Below are 15,280 nucleotides of genomic sequence, written 5' to 3' on the forward strand. Positions count from 1 at the left end.
CATGCTCACTTTGCATACCAAACTGACGGCAGACGATCATCGCGCCGCCGTTGCCCAACTGGTGCTGCCCTACGACCAGCGTGAAAAATGCCGGCTGCGCGCCGTGCTGTCGAATGGCGAGGATGTCGCCGTGTTCACCGTGCGCGGCACGGTGCTGCGCGACGGCGAACGCATGACGGGGCCGGATGGCCAGGTGGTGCAGATCGTCGCCGCGCGCGAACCGACCTATCTGGTGCAGTGCGCGGATGCGCATACCCTGCTGCGCTGCGCCTTCCACCTGGGGAACCGCCACACGCAGGCGCAGGTGGGCGACGGCTTTTTGCGCATCCGCAAGGACGTGGTGCTCAAGGAGATGCTGGAAGGCTTGCAAGCGACTGTGACGGAAGAAAGCGCGCCGTTCGAGCCCGAGGCGGGCGCGTATGGCGGCGGCCATGGCCACCACGACGGCCATGGCCAGCATTTGCTGGCGCCCGTGCCGCTGCGGCAGAAAATCCACCGCCCCGGCGATCTGCCAGGCACCGTCTGATGCAGGCGTCTGCCCTGCTGCATTTGCTGCAGTTCGCCAGCCCGGCCTTGCCGATCGGCGCCTACAGCTATTCGCAGGGGCTGGAAGCGGCGCTGGAGTCAAACCTGGTGACGGATGCGGCCACGGCGCGCGAATGGATCGCCCAGCATCTGGCGCAGGTGGTGGCGCGCTGGGAGGCGCCCCTGTGCTGGCGCTTGATGCAAGCCTTCGAAGCGCAGGATCTGCACGCCGTGCAGCGCTGGAGCGAGCGATTCATCGCTTCGCGCGACACGGCGGAATTTCGCGCCGAAACCATCCAGATGGGATATTCGCTGACCAAATTGCTGGCCGAACTGGGCGTGGCCGACGGCGTCTTGATCGACATGCTGCAGGGCCAGCCCGAAGTGGCCCTGCCCACCGCGTATGCCTGCGCCGTGGCGGCGCTGGCCATTCCGCGCGAAGAAGCGTTGCTGGCCATGCTGTTCGCGTGGGCGGAAAACCAGGTGCTTGTCTGCGTGAAATCCGTGCCGCTGGGGCAGGTGGCGGGCCAGCGATTGCTGCTGTCGCTGCGGCCGGACCTGGAAGCGGCGGCCTTCACGGCGCAAACCTTGCAAGACGACGAGATGGGCAACTGGGCGCCTGGCCTGTCGCTGCTGTCGATGCGGCACGAAGTGCAGTACAGCCGGCTGTACCGCTCCTGAACACTACCACGAGAGACTACAACATGACATCGATTACCTCAAACCCCCTGCGCGTCGGCATCGGCGGCCCCGTCGGCTCGGGCAAGACGGCCCTGTGCGAAATGCTGTGCAAGGGCATGCGCGAGCGCTACGACATGGCCGTCATCACGAACGACATCTATACCAAGGAAGACATGGAAATCCTGCTGCGCGCCGATGCCTTGCCGGCCGAGCGCCTGATGGGTGTGGAAACGGGCGGCTGCCCGCACACGGCCATCCGCGAAGATGCGTCGATCAACCTGGAAGCCATCGCGCGCATGCAAGCAGACTTTCCGAATCTCGACTTGATCCTGGTCGAATCGGGCGGCGATAACCTGGCGGCCACCTTCAGCCCGGAACTGTCGGACTTGACGATTTACGTGATCGACGTGGCTGGCGGCGAAAAGATCCCGCGCAAGGGCGGGCCCGGCATCACGCGTTCCGATTTGCTGATCATCAACAAGACGGATCTGGCGCCCTACGTGGGCGCCAACCTGGACATCATGGCGCAGGACGCCAGGCGCATGCGCGGCGAGCGTCCCTTCGTGTTTACCAACCTGCGCAGCGGCGACGGCGTGCAGGTCGTTATCGATTTTATCCGCGAGCAAGGTTTGCTCGATCAACCAGGCAAGGAGCTGCAATGAGCGCAAGACTGATGAAGAAAACGGCCACCGTGGCGGCGCTGTGCCTGCTGGCCTTGCCTGCCATGGCCCATCCCGGTCATGGCGAGAACGCCGGCTTCCTGGCCGGTTTCGCCCATCCATTCACGGGCATCGACCATTTGCTTGCCATGCTGGGCGTGGGTATCTGGGGCGGCCAGCAGCGCGGCGGCCTGGCACAGCCCGCCACTTTTCTCGGCATGCTGCTGCTGGGCGCGCTGGCCGGCATGGTCGGATTGACGGTGCCGGGGCTGGAAACGGGCATCGCCGCCACGGTGGCGCTGGTGGGGCTGGCCATCGCGCTGGCGCTGGCCTTGCCGAACTGGCTCGGCATGGGCCTGGTGGGCGTGTTTGCCTTGGCGCATGGCAATGCGCATGGCCAGGAATTGCCGGCCGCCTCGGCCGCGTGCGGCTTCATGCTGGCCTCGGCTGTCTTGCTGGGTGCGGGACGTTTCCTCGGCCAGGTATTGGCCGAGCGCATGTTGCGCGTGGCCGGCGTAGCCTTGACGGCCGCCGGCGTGGTGTTGATGGGACTGAATTAAGAACCGGGACGGCGCTCCGACAGCACGATGGGCGCCGCCTTTTCCGGGTGCAAGCCCTGGTGGCCCGCATACACGGCGGCGATGGCGGCCATGTCGGCATCCTTGTCGCCCGTCAAATATAAATGGTCGACGACGCCCAGCACCTTGTTCGGGTAGTCGATGTACACCAGCAATAGCGGTACCTTGGCAGCCACGGCCAGGTGATAAAAGCCGCTTTTCCAGTTCGGACGGTAGCTGCGCGTCGCTTCCGGCGTGATGGCCAGCCAGTACCAGTCGGCGGCCAGCATGCGCTCGGCCTGGCGGCCGATGGTGCCGCTGGTGGTGCTGCGGTCGACGGGTTCGCCGCCCAGGTAGCGCAGCACCTTGCCCATGGGGCCGCGGAACAGGGAATCCTTGGCCAGCCAGCGGAAAGGCAAGGACAGCGCCCATTTGCCAAACAGGCCCACCATGAAATCCCAGTTGGACGTGTGCGGGTAGACGACGGCGATGCCGCGCGGCCCCGGCAGGGGACGGAAGCGCATGCGCCAGCCAAACAGGTGCAGCACGCGCAGCGCGCAACGCTGGTGCCAGGTCGGCAAGTCGCCCGTTTGTACAAATAAATCGTCCATTGATACCCTTCAGTGACACTGTTCTTAATGGGATGGCGCTGGTGGCCATTTTCCTTGAAGCAAAATTCTGCGCAGGCATTCTATACGGGGCTGGCGATGGCGACAAGCAGCCGAGGCCGCTATTCATGCGGTGTCGGGGCCGCTGCTGCTGCTATTTTAACGATGCTTGACCTGCGTGTCGGGCACTAAATGCGCACAATGTGGTCAAAACTTCATGCAGTGTTGATCCACCCGACAGGGAGCCATGGCATGAAAAACAGCATCGACGAGGTGAATGGGGAGAATGTGCGAACGGACAAAGTGATGGCCGAGCTCGTCGAGCGGGGCGTTGCTTTTCACCACGCACTGGGGCGGACGGTGGCGACAGCGTATTTGCGCGAGCACGCGGTACCGGTCGAGGTAATACGCCGCGTCTTCAGCAGCGTGCAGGCGCGTCGCCCGGCCCGGCCGGCACGGCGCCGATGGCGCTGAAGGTGAGGGAACGGCGCGGCGGCGTCAATAAAGAAGCGAAAAAAGCGGCGGACGCGGCGATCGTCACGCAGTCAGTGCGTTGGTATCGTCGCGTCCGCCGCCAGGGGGAATGGGCTGCGCAGTGCCGCTCAGGGGGCTTTCAGGGTGCCGCTCAGCTTGCCGTTCAGGCTTGTGCCGCCAGCGCCGGGTAGTCCGTGTAGCCGGCAGCGTCCGGCGCGTACAGGGTGTCCGGGTTCAGCGGATTCAAGGGCGCGTCGCTGTGCAGGCGGGTGGGCAGGTCGGGGTTGGCGATGAACCACAGGCCAAAGGCGACGGCATCGGCTTCGCCCTTGGCCAGCAGGGCTTCGGCCGCCGCCTTGTCCATTTTCTCGTTGGCGATGTACACGCCGCCGAACTCCTGCTTCAGATACGGGCCCAGGCGGTCTTCGCCCAGCGCTTCGCGGGCGCAGATGAAAGCGATGCCGCGCTTGCCCAGCTCGCGTGCCACGTAGCCGAAGGTGGCGCGCGGGTCCGAGTCGCCCATGTCGTGCGCGTCGCGGCGCGGCGCCAGGTGCATGCCCACCTTGTCGGCGCCCCAGACTTCGATGCACGCGTCCGTGACTTCCAGCATCAAACGGGCGCGGTTTTCAATCGAACCGCCGTAGTTGTCGGTGCGCAAGTTGGTGCTGTCTTGCAGGAACTGGTCGAGCAAATAACCATTGGCGCCATGGATTTCCACGCCATCGAAACCCGCTTTTTTCGCATTTTCGGCGCCCAGGCGGTAGGCTGCCACGATGCCGGGAATTTCTTCCGTATCGAGCGCGCGCGGCGTGACGAATTCCTGTTTCGGACGTACCAGGCTGACGTGGCCGGCCGGCTTGACGGCGCTGGGCGCCACGGGCAAGTCGCCATCGAGGAAGACTGGGGCGGAAATGCGGCCCACATGCCACAGCTGCAGCACGATCAGGCCGCCAGCGTCATGCACGGCCCGGGTGATGTGTTTCCAGCCTTCCACCTGTTCCTCGGACCAGATGCCCGGCGTGTCGGCGTAGCCCACGCCCTGCGGCGTGACGGCCGTCGCTTCCGAGATGATCATGCCGGCCGAGGCGCGCTGCGTGTAGTACTCGGCCATCAGGGCATTGGGCACGCGGCCCGGATTGCCGGCGCGCGAACGCGTCAGCGGCGCCATGATGATGCGGTTTTTCAGTTGCAGACTGCCAATGGTGATGGGGTCGAATAAAGTTGCCATGATTATCATTTCCTTGTTGGGGCCGCTCGAGCGGCGTTGAGACAGAGTGATCGAGATGAAAGCTGTGCTTACAAACCTTGCTGCATGTGATTGAGAAAGGCCTGGATGGTGGCTTCGTTGCGGCTGAAGAAACTCCATTGGCCCACCTTGGTTGCGGAAATCAGGCCCGCCTTTTGCAAGCTGGCCAGGTGCGCCGAGACCGTCGATTGCGACAGGTTCAGGCGGCGGTCGATCAGGCCGGCGCACACGCCCAGGTGCAGCGGGTGGTCCTGCTCCTGGAAATGCTGTTCCGGCTCCTTGAGCCATTGCAAAATCTGCCGGCGCACCGGATTGGCCAGCGCCTTGTGGATGGCGTCGATATCCATATTGTTTCTCCTGAACATACAATTCGCTTTTCAACGATGTATATATCGTAGTTGTTCAATTCTAATATCGCTGTTTTACGATATATATCTTACGATATAAATGAAAAGCGTGCTGGCGGCGCGCGTTTTTGAACGGATTCAGGCGGGAAGGGGATTGCGCTGCAGCACGGCCGGGCCCGTCAACACGATGCGCACCAGGTCCACCTGGCGCTGGGCGCCGGCCTTGGCGGTGGCGCTCTTGATCTGCGTGCGCGCCGTGTGGATGGAAATGCGCTGGCGTTCGGCGTATTCCTGCAGGGAATAGCCATTGACGAGCGCTTCCGTCAGGCGCGCCTCGGCCACCGTCATGCCATAGAAATTGCGCAGGGTGGCGGCCAGGGAGGTGATCAGGTCGCTGCTGTCGCTGAGAAAGACGGCGATGGCGCTGGCCGAGCCGAAAGGACTGTGCCAGGAGGGCAGGGGCGTGACGCGCAGGCGCAGCTGTTCTCCCGTCAAGCCGCTCAGGTTGAGCACGCCGCCGGGGCCGCCTGCCGCCGTCGTGCCCGTTTGCGCCGCCTCATGCAGCATGCGCCGCAGCGCGCCGTTGTCCGCTTCTCGCGGGCAATACAGGGGGGCGCCTTCACGCAACTGCAGCAGCCGCGTCGCAGCCGTCATGGCCAGCGCCCGCTCGTTGGCGTACAGCAATTGCGACGTGGCGTCGAGCAGCAGCACGCCAAACGGCAGCAATTCCAGCACCTGGGTGGAACTCCGGGACAGCACTTCCAGCCGGCGCAGCTTGCGCTGCAGGGCAAAGGCCGCCTGCAAATGCGGCATCAGGCTGCGGATCAGCGCCAGCTCGCCCGCCTCGTAGGCGCCCGCCCGTTCGCGGCGCACCACGGTGACGTTGGTGGAGCGCTCGGCGCGCAATTCGACGATGGCCGCCGCCGTATAAAAGATGTCTTGCGGGCGCAGCCAGTCCGTCCAGTATTCGGTTTTCTTCAGGCAATGGTCGGGAAACAGCATGGAGCCGGTGACGACGGCACCTTCGTGGTGCAGGGTGGCGTCTTCCAGCCAGACATTGCGCGCGCCGTAATAGCTGGCAAAGCTGGCCATGGCATCTGTTTCGAAGCCATAGGTGGCGGACAGGCCGCTGCCAGGCAGCTGGACGTCGACCGAGCGGTTGCTGAAATCATTGGCCCAGATCAAACCCGCGTGCGATTTCAGCTGGCGTGCAAAGGCGGCAAGGAAATCTTGCCATTGGATATGTTGTGTGGCCGCTTCATAGATCAGGGTAATCAGTGCCTGGCTGGCGACAGCGAGCGATGGCGTCATTGGCGATCCTCATGGCGGCAAGCGGTGGACAAGGCATGGCGCGGGCGGCCTTGGCAGCGGCCGCCCGGCTTCCCTAGCGCGATTCCAGCCAGCTTTTTCCGCCGGAAGTGCACGTGCTGAGGCTGGCGTACTGGCTCACATAGTTATAACCGCTGCCGCAGCCCCCTTCGCCGGATTTGACGGGGCCGTAGCAAGCGCCTTCATAGCTGAGCTTACCATTGACGGTGGTGCTTTTGACACAGAAATTGTAGTTGCTGGCCACGGTGTTGTTGGGCAAGGTGGTGCCGTTGTTTTGCCCGCAGCCGAGTTCCTTGCTCACGGAGCGCGCGTAGTCGACCATTTTCTGGTACGTGCCGCTGTAGTAGGTATCCGCCTTGGCCTTTTCGCCCTGCTTGCAGGCGGCGATCACGCTGTCGTAGCCGGAATCGGCCTGGGCGTAGTTGCCCGATACCTGGATGCCGCAGGCGCTGGCCTGCTTGCGTTCCGTATCGCCGATCAGATTGTTGTACTGGCAGGTGGACGAGGTGCCGCCGCTGGCGCTGGTGGAGCCGCCGCCCGAGCCGCTGTCGGCGCTGCCGCCGCCACCGCAGGCGGACAGCATGAGGCAGCCGAGCAAAGTGACGGCAAAGGTGGTTGGATGTGCTTGCATGATTTTCCCTGTGGACGGTGACTTGCCACCATGTGTCTGGTGGTATCTTTGCTACAAGGAATTGTATCGGGCATGTTTTTTGGAAACATCACCCATTTGGGGTATGCGCCGGCGGCACGGAGTGGGGTAGGGCGGCCGGCTGGCCGCCCCGGCGGGGATCAGGCGAAGTGGAACAGCAGCAAGGCGATGACGGCAGGCACCGTCTGCAGGTAGAGGATGCGCGTCATGACGGTGGCCGCGCCCCATGCGCCGGCCACGGCGATGCACGCCAGGCCGAACACGGTAAATGCATGGGCGATGGCCGCGTCCGGGTGAAAAAAGCCCAGCGCCAGCGCCGCGACGAGAAAACCGTTGTAGCAACCCTGGTTCGACATGGCGGGACGCACGATCTCCGCTTTTTCCTTCGACAGGCCAAACACCTTGCGTCCACGCGCATCGAACAGCACGGTTTCCAGCAGCACGATATACACGTGCAGCAGCAGGATGAGGGCGGTAAGGATTTGGGCCAGAAGTAGCATCATTGTTCCCGAGAGTGAATGGATGCGGCAATTATGCGGCCATCAGCATGTTTTTTGGCAACTTTCGATTGGAGCGGCCGCACTAGAAAAATGTGCTGGCGGCAAGCCTTTTCACCCGATGGTATACTTTTCCTTTTGCTCCTGTGGGGACGACCCCGCTCGATGACGGGGCTGCATGGCGGGGACGACCCTGCCGCCTCAGGAGAGTACGATGGCGTGGATTATTTTGGTATTGGCTGGTTTGCTGGAAATCGGCTGGGCCATCGGCCTCAAATACAGTGCCGGCTTTACCCGCCTCGTGCCATCCGTGCTGACGGCTATTTCCATGCTGGGCAGCGTGGTGATGCTGGGCCTGGCCTTGCGCACCTTGCCGCTGGGCACTGCGTACGCCATCTGGACGGGCATTGGCACCGTCGGCACGGCCATCTTCGGCATCATGGTGCTGGGCGAGCCGGCCAGCGCCGCGCGTATCGCCTGCATCGCCCTGATCGTGTCGGGCATCCTGGGCTTGAAATTGCTCAGCCCCCAATAAAGGACGCCAGCATGAGCCTCGCCATGACATATTTCTACCTTGCCATCGCCATCATCGCCGAAGTGATCGCCACCAGCGCCTTGAAGGCGTCCGAGGGCTTCAGCCGCTCGTGGCCCAGCGTCATCACCGTGCTTGGCTACAGCATCGCTTTCTGGTGCCTGTCCCTGACCTTGAAGGTCATTCCCACCGGCATCGTGTACGCAATCTGGTCGGGCGTGGGCATCGTGCTCATTTCCGCCGTCGGCTGGTTCTGGTTCAAGCAAAGCCTGGACACGCCGGCCCTGATCGGCCTGGGGCTGATCATTGCCGGCGTGCTCGTCATTAACTTGTTCTCCAAGTCGGTCGGGCACTAAGAGCCTATCCCAGTAGATGAATACATCCCCTGCTGGCGCCCCTCAGAAGCGGGGACTGCGTTGATCGTCGTCGCGTGGCTCGCCACGCGTCCTCCTCACGCCTTGTCCGCGCTCCTGATGAACTACCAGCAGATGACGCTCCCTACTGGAATAGGCTCTAATCAAAAGCTGCTGGCAACCCGCGCCAGGTAATACCACTCCGCATTGGCTGCCGCATTGACGTCCGGGAACAGGATATAGGCGTCGAATTCGGCCGTCACGGGCGTGCCGTCCGCGCGCACGCCGATCTGCTCGCCCTGTTTGACCTTGTCAAAGCTGGACCAGGTCTTGATGAAACGGTCGCTTGCATGCAGCTTGTCGTGCACGACGACCATGTTCAGCGCTTCCATGTCGGCGTCGGCGATGGCTTCCGGTTGCGGCGCGTCAATGAAACCGAGGAAAGCCAAGGTGTTCATGATGGCGCGGTAAGCGACATCCGGCGCGGCCGGGTCCGCATGCTGGCCGCATTCCAGGGTGAGGGCGTAACCGCCCGTCGAGCGCATGTATTCCGTCGTGCCCACGCCGTAGCGCAAGACCAGGCCTACCTGGTCGCTATTGCCCAGGCGGCGCTGCACGCCCTGGCCATACGCATGCAGCCAGCCGTCGACGAAGCGGCGCACGCCCAGGCGGCGCGCCAGCGCGCGTTCCTTTTCTTCATGTTTAAAAGGTTGCAGCGGGCCGTCGTTGTTGCGCGGTCCCACCATGACGAAGGGTTGGCTGTCGGCATTGAACGAGTGCAAGTCGAGCAGCACGTCATGCTGGCCCAGCAGCGGACACAGCCAATTGGCGATGCGGTCTTCGAAATCTTGCGGATTGTCGTTCGGGAACAGGTTGCGGTTCAGGTTGCGGTCGCCGCTGCGCACGCCCTTGGCGTAAGCGAGCGGGTTGGTGATGGGCACGAACGTGACGCTGCCGGCCACGATGGACAGGGCGCCGCTGTCGAGTTCAGCCATCACGCGGTGGATGCCCTTGGTGCCGCAGGTTTCATTGCCGTGCACGGCGCCGGTGACGATCAGGCGCGGGCCGCTGCCCTGGCCCGTGTAGTTGATGGACTTGAAGTGGAGTGCGCTGCTCATGCTGGACATATCCTATTGGTATCAGGGAAGGGAAAGCGGGGTCGGCATATTTTAGCGGGATTCGCGGCAGGCACCCGTAAAAATGTCGCCAGGAATGTACCCATCGCCCATCCCGGCATGGCATGATCGGCGCCAATGTTGTTTTCCCTTGCCGATTCCATGACCAGTACGTCCCATCCTTCCCGCCTGTACGGCCTCGACACCTTGCGCGCGCTGGCCATCGTGCTGGTCTTCATGAACCATTATTCGTTGTTCGTCAGCGAGGGCGGGGCGTTTGGTTTCTGGGGAGAAATCGGCTGGACGGGCGTGGACCTGTTCTTTGCCCTCAGCGGCTACCTGATCGGCAACCAGATCTTTGCGGCCTTGCGCAGCGAGCAAGGCTTTTCCTTGCCGCACTTCTATGCGCGGCGCTTCCTGCGCACCTTGCCCAGTTTCTATGCCGTGCTGGCCCTGTATTATTTGTGGCCCGCGTTTCGCGGCGATAGCGCGCTACTTCCCCTGTGGAAATTCCTGACGTTTACGCAAAACATCAATCTGACGCCGGGCACGGCGTTTTCCCATGCGTGGTCCTTGTGCGTGGAAGAGCAGTTCTACGTGCTGCTGCCGGCCGTGGCGCTGGCGATCGCGGCTTGCCGCAAGTCCCTGCTGTGGGCGTGGGTGGCCGTGGCCGCCAGCTTTATCGTCGGCATGCTGCTGCGTGCTTATCTGTGGGATGAATACGTGCACGTGCCGCGAGGCGGCCTCGGCTATTACAAATACATTTATTACGCGTCGTGGTGCCGTTTCGACGAGCTGGTGGCGGGCGTGGCGCTGGCGCTGCTGAAAAACTACCACCCTGGCGCCTGGCTGCGCCTGACGTCTTATGGCAATCGCACCTTGCTGGCGGGAATCTTTGGCACGGCGCTGATGTTTTACGTGTTCGTCGCCGATCACTATGGTTATTGGGTGACGGTGTTCGGCTATCCGGCCCTGGCCGCCAGTTTTACCTTATTGCTGATCGCCGCGCTGAGTCCTGCCAGTGCTTTGTATCAATTGCGCGTGCCGGGCGCGGCCAGCCTGGCCCTGTGGTCGTATGCGATCTACCTGCTGCACAAGCAGCTGTGCATTCTGCTGCGGCCCTTGTTGCAAGACTTTGGCCACGGGCCGGATGGCCTCACCGCAATACTGGTCAGTATCGCTGTCAGCATCGTCACGGGCTGGCTCTTATATAGATTGGTGGAAACGCCGTTCATGCGATTGCGGGCGCGCTATGTGCCTGCCAATCACGCGTGACGATTACATGTCGATCACGTCCAGTCCCCGCGGCGTGCCCACCAGCAGTTCCAGGATGGCATGCACGCGCAGGTTCGTCTCTTCATGTGCAGTGTTGAAGATCAGGGCGCGCAGGCCAGGCACGGCTTCCATGATGTGCTCGCTGGCGTAGGCATTGATCAATAACAAGACCAGGTCCGTGGCGCCCGCGCCGGGCTGGCGCCGCAGCCGGTCGTGGATCACGTTCAGCAGCGCGCGCTGCATGCGCGGCGTGGGATTGGTGATGTAGGCGAAGACGCTCGGCGTGTTGGCGATGGCTGCGCAGAGGCGCCGTTCCATCTCGTCGGGTTTTACGTCGGAGGCGATATCGAAATACGCGGCTTCCCAGCGCGTGCGCGCATATGGGTGGCCGGGCGGGAAAGAGTCGGCCGTTTCAAAACCGCAGATGCGGCTCAGGGTTTTCAGCCAGGCGAATAGGGTGGAGTTCATGCCGCGATTCTAGCGGCATTCCGCGTGCGCCGGGCCCTCTCTATATAAAGGGGGCTGACGCCCCGAGAAATGATTAAAGTTTCCTGTAAAAGAGCCCTTGTCATTCTGGGAAAGCCTCTCTATAATGCTGGTCTTCGGGGCGGTTAGTTCAGCTGGTTAGAATACTTGGTCGACATCCAAGGGGTCGGGGATTCGAATTCCTCACCGCCCACCAGAATTTAGTAGTAAGCAGTTTTCAAGAGTTTTAAGCTGGCGCAAGCCGCAAGCGGTCATTTGAAATACAATGATCAACAAAAGTTTTACGGGCGGTTAGTTCAGCTGGTTAGAATACTTGGTCGACATCCAAGGGGTCGGGGATTCGAATTCCTCACCGCCCACCAGAATGCAGTTAGAGAGAAAGGTAAAACCGGTTATGACACCGCGAACTACTACCAAGCTTTGGGAGTGACGCTAGTCGAACGGGTTTCCTTTGTCTCAAGAAAGTGAAAAACGCGGCTAGTCCGCGTTTTTTTGCGTCTGCGTTTTCCTTTCAGTTATTTACCCATCACATTGCAGTTTTACCTGGCGCCAGCGCCGATATGGAGATCAATATGCTTACAATCCGACTTCCCGATGGTTCCGCCCGTCAATTTGACGGCCCGGTCACCGTGGCCCAGGTTGCGGCCAATATTGGTACCGGCCTGGCCAAGGCTGCCCTGGCCGGCAAGGTCGATGGCAAGCTGGTCGATACTTCCTATCTGATCGAGCAAGATGCGGAACTGGCGATTGTGACGGACAAGGACGCCGATGGCCTGGAAGTGATCCGCCACTCGACGGCCCACTTGCTGGCGTATGCCGTCAAGGAATTGTTCCCGGAAGCGCAAGTGACCATCGGTCCCGTGATCGATAACGGTTTTTACTATGACTTCGCCTACAAGCGCCCGTTCACGCCGGAAGACCTGGTCGCGATCGAAAAGAAAATGGCGGAACTGGCCAAGAAGGATGAGCAAGTCACGCGCAAGGTTGTCGCGCGCGACGAAGCCATCGAATACTTCAAGGGCATCGGCGAAGCCTACAAGGCTGAATTGATTGGTTCGATCCCGGCCGACCAGGAAGTGTCGCTGTATTCCGAAGGCAAGTTCACGGACTTGTGCCGCGGCCCCCACGTGCCATCGACGGGCAAGCTGAAAGTCTTCAAGCTGATGAAGCTGGCCGGCGCCTACTGGCGCGGCGACTCGAAAAACGAGATGCTGCAGCGTATCTACGGCACGGCCTGGGCCAAGAAGGAGGATCAGGAACTGTATCTGCACAACCTGGAAGAGGCGGAAAAGCGCGACCACCGCAAGCTGGGTAAACAGCTCGATTTCTTCCATTTCCAGGAAGAAGCGCCAGGCCTGATCTTCTGGCACCCGAAGGGCTGGTCGATCTGGCAGCAAGTCGAGCAATACATGCGCAATGTGTACCAGGTCAACGGTTACCAGGAAGTCAAGGCGCCGCAAATCCTCGACCGTGGCCTGTGGGAAAAAACCGGTCACTGGGATAATTACCGTGAAAACATGTTCATCACGGAATCGGAAAACCGCGCCTATGCGCTGAAACCGATGAATTGCCCTGGCCATATCCAGATTTTCAACAATGGCATGCGCAGCTACCGCGACTTGCCATTGCGCTACGGCGAATTCGGCCAATGCCACCGCAACGAACCGTCGGGCGCCTTGCACGGCATGATGCGCGTGCGCGGCTTTACGCAGGACGATGGCCACATTTTCTGCCTGGAAGAGCAGATCGCCGGAGAAGTGACGGCGTTCCACCAGCAGGCGATGGATGTGTACACGGCTTTCGGCTTTACGAATATCGACGTGAAACTGGCGCTGCGCCCGGATAACCGCATCGGTACGGAAGAGTCGTGGGATTTCGCCGAGGAATCCCTGCGTTCGGCCCTGCGCGCCTGCGGCGTGGAGTGGACGGAATTGCCGGGCGAGGGTGCATTCTATGGTCCGAAGATCGAATACCACCTGAAAGACAGCCTGGGCCGCGCATGGCAAGTGGGCACCGTGCAGATCGATCCGTCGATGCCGGGTCGCCTGGGCGCCGAATATGTGGCCGTGGATAACACGCGCCAGGTGCCCATCATGCTGCACCGCGCGATCGTCGGTTCGCTGGAACGTTTCATCGGCATCCTGATCGAACACTATGCGGGCGCCATGCCGCTGTGGTTGTCGCCAGTGCAAGTGTCGGTGTTGAATATTTCCGACGCTCAAGCTGATTATGTACAAGAAGTAACAACAAAACTGCGCAAAGCGGGGCTGCGCGTACAGGCTGATTTGCGTAACGAGAAGATTACCTATAAAATACGTGAACATTCCGTACAAAAATTGCCTTACATCTTAGTGATTGGCGACAAAGAGCGGGATGCGAATACAGTGGCCGTGCGGGCGCGGGGCAATGTCGATCTGGGCGTCATGTCCGTCGATGCCCTGATTGAGCGACTCAAACATGAAGTCGACACCAAGGCCTGACGAGGAAACTCGCTGCACGACCGTCTTACAAGATTTTTAAAGGAAATTACAATAGCTACTGACAAGTCACATCGCATCAATGGCGAAATCACTGCCCCTGAAATGCGTTTAAGCGGGGTCGATAACGAGCCACTCGGTATCGTAAGTTTGGCTGAAGCCTTCCGCCTGGCGGAAGAGGCAAACGTCGACCTGGTGGAAATTGCGCCTACCGCGCAGCCACCGGTGTGCCGTTTGATGGACTACGGCAAATTTAAGTATTCGGAGCAAAAGAAAGCTCACGAAGCCAAATTGAAGCAAAAGATCATCCTCGTGAAGGAAGTCAAATTCCGTCCGGGGACTGATGATGGTGACTACAATATCAAGTTGCGTAATCTCATCAAGTTCCTCGAAGATGGCGATAAAACCAAGATCACCTTGCGTTTCCGCGGTCGTGAGATGGCGCATCAGGATATTGGCTTCCGCATGCTGGAACGTCTGAAAGCCGATCTGGAGCCGTACGGCCAGGTCGAGCAGTTCCCGAAGATGGAAGGCCGCCAAATGATCATGGTTCTTTCGCCTAAGAAGAAGAAGTAAGATACAATAGCGTTTTACTGTGGGTGGAAACTGCTCGCGCCGGCATTGGCGCGGTGTCAAACCCCAGGCAGAATTTGCGCGGCCCGGTCAGCAATGTCCGGGCCGCGTGAACTGTAGTGGACTCGCATCCGCTGCACAACATGTGAAAGCAGGCATCTAAGCGCAGCGTCGTGTTGCCACCTGCAATCCTGTTATAAATGGAGCTGTCCGTAAGAGGACAGATTGCTATGCCTAAAATGAAGACCAAAAGCTCCGCGAAAAAACGTTTTCGCGTGCGTCCAGGTGGAACAGTCAAGTCGGGTCACGCGTTCAAACGCCACATCCTGACCAAGAAAACCACCAAAAACAAACGTCAGTTGCGCGGTACCCGTAACATCAACGCATCGGATGTCACATCCGTCATGCGCATGATGCCGACTGCTTAATCTCACACTCAATTTAAGGAGTTACTATGCCTAGAGTAAAACGTGGGGTTACAGCTCGTGCCCGTCATAAGAAGATTCTTGTTCAAGCTAAAGGCTACCGTGGTCGCCGCAGCCGTGTATACCGTGTTGCCAAGCAAGCAGTTATGCGCGCTGGCCAATACGCTTACCGCGATCGCCGCAACAAGAAGCGCGTTTTCCGCCGCCTGTGGATCGCCCGTATCAACGCCGCTTCCCGTGAGCATGGCGTAACGTACAGCGTATTCATGAACGGCTTGAAAAAAGCAAATATCGAACTGGACCGTAAAGTCCTGGCCGATATGGCTGTGATGGACAAGCCAGCATTCGCTGCGATTGTCAACGCAGTTAAAGCAAAAATCGCTGCGTAAGCATCGGTCATTGCACAACGTCATCCGTAGGGTGACGTCATAAAGAGCGGGGCAGGGGTTTTAACACCTTATGCCCCGTTTCC

20 protein-coding genes and 2 tRNA genes are annotated in these 15,280 nt (G+C 60.7%); 14 read left to right on the forward strand and 8 right to left on the reverse strand.

Annotation, left to right across the window (positions count from 1 at the left end; translation table 11 throughout):
• Position 1: 1 nt before the first annotated feature.
• Genes ureE through O3298_RS08690 form a run of 4 tightly spaced genes read left to right on the forward strand, consistent with a single transcriptional unit; the run spans position 2 to position 2,425 of the window.
• Positions 2 to 526 (forward strand): urease accessory protein UreE, encoded by a 525-nt coding sequence (ureE, locus tag O3298_RS08675; RefSeq protein ID WP_305059037.1) that lies wholly within the window; start codon positions 2 to 4, stop codon positions 524 to 526.
• Positions 526 to 1,206 carry an urease accessory protein UreF gene (locus O3298_RS08680; protein ID WP_305059038.1) on the forward strand — a complete coding sequence of 227 codons (681 nt, stop codon included), beginning with the start codon at positions 526 to 528 and terminating at the stop codon, positions 1,204 to 1,206. The genes ureE and O3298_RS08680 overlap by 1 nt, the downstream gene beginning before the upstream one ends.
• Before the next feature lie 23 nt (positions 1,207 to 1,229).
• The gene (ureG, locus tag O3298_RS08685; RefSeq protein ID WP_251348200.1) at positions 1,230 to 1,868 is read left to right on the forward strand and encodes an urease accessory protein UreG; all 639 of its coding nucleotides are present in this window, start codon (positions 1,230 to 1,232) and stop codon (positions 1,866 to 1,868) included.
• The gene (locus O3298_RS08690) at positions 1,865 to 2,425 is read left to right on the forward strand and encodes a HupE/UreJ family protein (protein ID WP_305059039.1); all 561 of its coding nucleotides are present in this window, start codon (positions 1,865 to 1,867) and stop codon (positions 2,423 to 2,425) included. The genes ureG and O3298_RS08690 overlap by 4 nt, the downstream gene beginning before the upstream one ends.
• Here the strand turns inward: O3298_RS08690 and O3298_RS08695 are convergent.
• On the reverse strand, positions 2,422 to 3,033 hold the full coding sequence (locus O3298_RS08695) for a 1-acyl-sn-glycerol-3-phosphate acyltransferase (protein WP_305059040.1): 612 nt from the start codon (positions 3,031 to 3,033) through the stop codon (positions 2,422 to 2,424). The genes O3298_RS08690 and O3298_RS08695 overlap by 4 nt on opposite strands.
• 249 nt (positions 3,034 to 3,282) lie before the next feature.
• On the opposite strand from O3298_RS08695, the gene O3298_RS08700 reads away from it, so the two are divergent.
• Complete coding sequence (locus tag O3298_RS08700; protein WP_077406246.1) at positions 3,283 to 3,504, forward strand: hypothetical protein; 222 nt, start codon at positions 3,283 to 3,285, stop codon at positions 3,502 to 3,504.
• 163 nt (positions 3,505 to 3,667) lie between these two features.
• On the opposite strand, the gene O3298_RS08705 is transcribed toward O3298_RS08700, so the two are convergent.
• From O3298_RS08705 to O3298_RS08725, 5 genes are all read right to left on the reverse strand, one after another.
• Complete coding sequence (locus O3298_RS08705; RefSeq protein WP_099667401.1) at positions 3,668 to 4,732, reverse strand: alkene reductase; 1,065 nt, start codon at positions 4,730 to 4,732, stop codon at positions 3,668 to 3,670.
• A 68-nt stretch (positions 4,733 to 4,800) separates the two neighbouring features.
• Complete coding sequence (locus O3298_RS08710; RefSeq protein WP_305059041.1) at positions 4,801 to 5,097, reverse strand: helix-turn-helix transcriptional regulator; 297 nt, start codon at positions 5,095 to 5,097, stop codon at positions 4,801 to 4,803.
• A gap of 138 nt (positions 5,098 to 5,235) precedes the next feature.
• Positions 5,236 to 6,408 carry a helix-turn-helix transcriptional regulator gene (locus tag O3298_RS08715; protein WP_305059042.1) on the reverse strand — a complete coding sequence of 391 codons (1,173 nt, stop codon included), beginning with the start codon at positions 6,406 to 6,408 and terminating at the stop codon, positions 5,236 to 5,238.
• Positions 6,409 to 6,481: 73 nt separating this feature from the next.
• Positions 6,482 to 7,057 carry a hypothetical protein gene (locus tag O3298_RS08720; protein ID WP_305059043.1) on the reverse strand — a complete coding sequence of 192 codons (576 nt, stop codon included), beginning with the start codon at positions 7,055 to 7,057 and terminating at the stop codon, positions 6,482 to 6,484.
• 158 nt (positions 7,058 to 7,215) lie between these two features.
• Entirely contained in the window at positions 7,216 to 7,578 is a 363-nt protein-coding gene (locus tag O3298_RS08725; protein ID WP_077406232.1) for a DUF1304 domain-containing protein, read from the reverse strand.
• Between the two features lie 208 nt (positions 7,579 to 7,786).
• On the opposite strand from O3298_RS08725, the gene sugE reads away from it, so the two are divergent.
• Together sugE and O3298_RS08735 are read left to right on the forward strand one after the other, a co-directional pair.
• Entirely contained in the window at positions 7,787 to 8,107 is a 321-nt protein-coding gene (sugE, locus tag O3298_RS08730; protein WP_034783172.1) for a quaternary ammonium compound efflux SMR transporter SugE, read from the forward strand.
• 23 nt (positions 8,108 to 8,130) lie between these two features.
• The gene (locus tag O3298_RS08735) at positions 8,131 to 8,460 is read left to right on the forward strand and encodes an SMR family transporter (RefSeq protein ID WP_305059857.1); all 330 of its coding nucleotides are present in this window, start codon (positions 8,131 to 8,133) and stop codon (positions 8,458 to 8,460) included.
• A gap of 161 nt (positions 8,461 to 8,621) precedes the next feature.
• Here O3298_RS08735 and O3298_RS08740 read toward each other — a convergent pair whose 3' ends face one another.
• Positions 8,622 to 9,584: a succinylglutamate desuccinylase/aspartoacylase family protein gene (locus tag O3298_RS08740; protein WP_369811517.1), complete on the reverse strand. Its 963-nt coding sequence runs from the start codon at positions 9,582 to 9,584 to the stop codon at positions 8,622 to 8,624.
• Positions 9,585 to 9,734: 150 nt separating this feature from the next.
• Between O3298_RS08740 and O3298_RS08745 the strand changes: the two genes are divergently transcribed.
• A complete protein-coding gene (locus O3298_RS08745; RefSeq protein ID WP_305059044.1) occupies positions 9,735 to 10,847 on the forward strand; it encodes an acyltransferase in 1,113 nt (370 codons plus the stop codon).
• A gap of 3 nt (positions 10,848 to 10,850) precedes the next feature.
• On the opposite strand, the gene O3298_RS08750 is transcribed toward O3298_RS08745, so the two are convergent.
• Positions 10,851 to 11,315, reverse strand: coding sequence for a hypothetical protein (locus tag O3298_RS08750; RefSeq protein ID WP_289910581.1), 465 nt, complete (start codon positions 11,313 to 11,315; stop codon positions 10,851 to 10,853).
• A gap of 137 nt (positions 11,316 to 11,452) precedes the next feature.
• On the opposite strand from O3298_RS08750, the gene O3298_RS08755 reads away from it, so the two are divergent.
• The 6 genes from O3298_RS08755 (at position 11,453) to rplT (ending at position 15,197) form a co-directional block, all read left to right on the forward strand.
• Positions 11,453 to 11,529 (forward strand) — tRNA-Val (locus O3298_RS08755).
• A gap of 89 nt (positions 11,530 to 11,618) precedes the next feature.
• Positions 11,619 to 11,695 (forward strand) — tRNA-Val (locus O3298_RS08760).
• A 210-nt stretch (positions 11,696 to 11,905) separates the two neighbouring features.
• A complete protein-coding gene (gene thrS / locus O3298_RS08765) occupies positions 11,906 to 13,813 on the forward strand; it encodes a threonine--tRNA ligase (protein WP_102294334.1) in 1,908 nt (635 codons plus the stop codon).
• 12 nt (positions 13,814 to 13,825) lie between these two features.
• Complete coding sequence (infC, locus tag O3298_RS08770) at positions 13,826 to 14,386, forward strand: translation initiation factor IF-3 (RefSeq protein WP_205711303.1); 561 nt, start codon at positions 13,826 to 13,828, stop codon at positions 14,384 to 14,386.
• 227 nt (positions 14,387 to 14,613) lie between these two features.
• Positions 14,614 to 14,811: a 50S ribosomal protein L35 gene (gene rpmI, locus O3298_RS08775; protein ID WP_038493025.1), complete on the forward strand. Its 198-nt coding sequence runs from the start codon at positions 14,614 to 14,616 to the stop codon at positions 14,809 to 14,811.
• 26 nt (positions 14,812 to 14,837) lie between these two features.
• Complete coding sequence (gene rplT / locus O3298_RS08780; protein WP_010399214.1) at positions 14,838 to 15,197, forward strand: 50S ribosomal protein L20; 360 nt, start codon at positions 14,838 to 14,840, stop codon at positions 15,195 to 15,197.
• The last annotated feature ends 83 nt before the right edge of the window (positions 15,198 to 15,280 follow it).

Source organism: Janthinobacterium sp. SUN137 (assembly GCF_030587265.1).
Taxonomy (GTDB): domain Bacteria; phylum Pseudomonadota; class Gammaproteobacteria; order Burkholderiales; family Burkholderiaceae_D; genus Janthinobacterium; species Janthinobacterium kumbetense.

Bases quoted from the DNA above. Each gene is read 5' to 3' on its own strand.
- ureE (WP_305059037.1), top strand. From the start codon at position 2: ATGCTCACTTTGCATACCAAACTGACGGCAGACGATCATCGCGCCGCC.
- O3298_RS08680 (WP_305059038.1), top strand. From the start codon at position 526: ATGCAGGCGTCTGCCCTGCTGCATTTGCTGCAGTTCGCCAGCCCGGCC.
- ureG (WP_251348200.1), top strand. From the start codon at position 1,230: ATGACATCGATTACCTCAAACCCCCTGCGCGTCGGCATCGGCGGCCCC.
- O3298_RS08690 (WP_305059039.1), top strand. From the start codon at position 1,865: ATGAGCGCAAGACTGATGAAGAAAACGGCCACCGTGGCGGCGCTGTGC.
- O3298_RS08695 (WP_305059040.1), bottom strand. From the start codon at position 3,033: ATGGACGATTTATTTGTACAAACGGGCGACTTGCCGACCTGGCACCAG.
- O3298_RS08700 (WP_077406246.1), top strand. From the start codon at position 3,283: ATGAAAAACAGCATCGACGAGGTGAATGGGGAGAATGTGCGAACGGAC.
- O3298_RS08705 (WP_099667401.1), bottom strand. From the start codon at position 4,732: ATGGCAACTTTATTCGACCCCATCACCATTGGCAGTCTGCAACTGAAA.
- O3298_RS08710 (WP_305059041.1), bottom strand. From the start codon at position 5,097: ATGGATATCGACGCCATCCACAAGGCGCTGGCCAATCCGGTGCGCCGG.
- O3298_RS08715 (WP_305059042.1), bottom strand. From the start codon at position 6,408: ATGACGCCATCGCTCGCTGTCGCCAGCCAGGCACTGATTACCCTGATC.
- O3298_RS08720 (WP_305059043.1), bottom strand. From the start codon at position 7,057: ATGCAAGCACATCCAACCACCTTTGCCGTCACTTTGCTCGGCTGCCTC.
- O3298_RS08725 (WP_077406232.1), bottom strand. From the start codon at position 7,578: ATGATGCTACTTCTGGCCCAAATCCTTACCGCCCTCATCCTGCTGCTG.
- sugE (WP_034783172.1), top strand. From the start codon at position 7,787: ATGGCGTGGATTATTTTGGTATTGGCTGGTTTGCTGGAAATCGGCTGG.
- O3298_RS08735 (WP_305059857.1), top strand. From the start codon at position 8,131: ATGACATATTTCTACCTTGCCATCGCCATCATCGCCGAAGTGATCGCC.
- O3298_RS08740 (WP_369811517.1), bottom strand. From the start codon at position 9,584: ATGTCCAGCATGAGCAGCGCACTCCACTTCAAGTCCATCAACTACACG.
- O3298_RS08745 (WP_305059044.1), top strand. From the start codon at position 9,735: ATGACCAGTACGTCCCATCCTTCCCGCCTGTACGGCCTCGACACCTTG.
- O3298_RS08750 (WP_289910581.1), bottom strand. From the start codon at position 11,315: ATGAACTCCACCCTATTCGCCTGGCTGAAAACCCTGAGCCGCATCTGC.
- thrS (WP_102294334.1), top strand. From the start codon at position 11,906: ATGCTTACAATCCGACTTCCCGATGGTTCCGCCCGTCAATTTGACGGC.
- rpmI (WP_038493025.1), top strand. From the start codon at position 14,614: ATGCCTAAAATGAAGACCAAAAGCTCCGCGAAAAAACGTTTTCGCGTG.
- rplT (WP_010399214.1), top strand. From the start codon at position 14,838: ATGCCTAGAGTAAAACGTGGGGTTACAGCTCGTGCCCGTCATAAGAAG.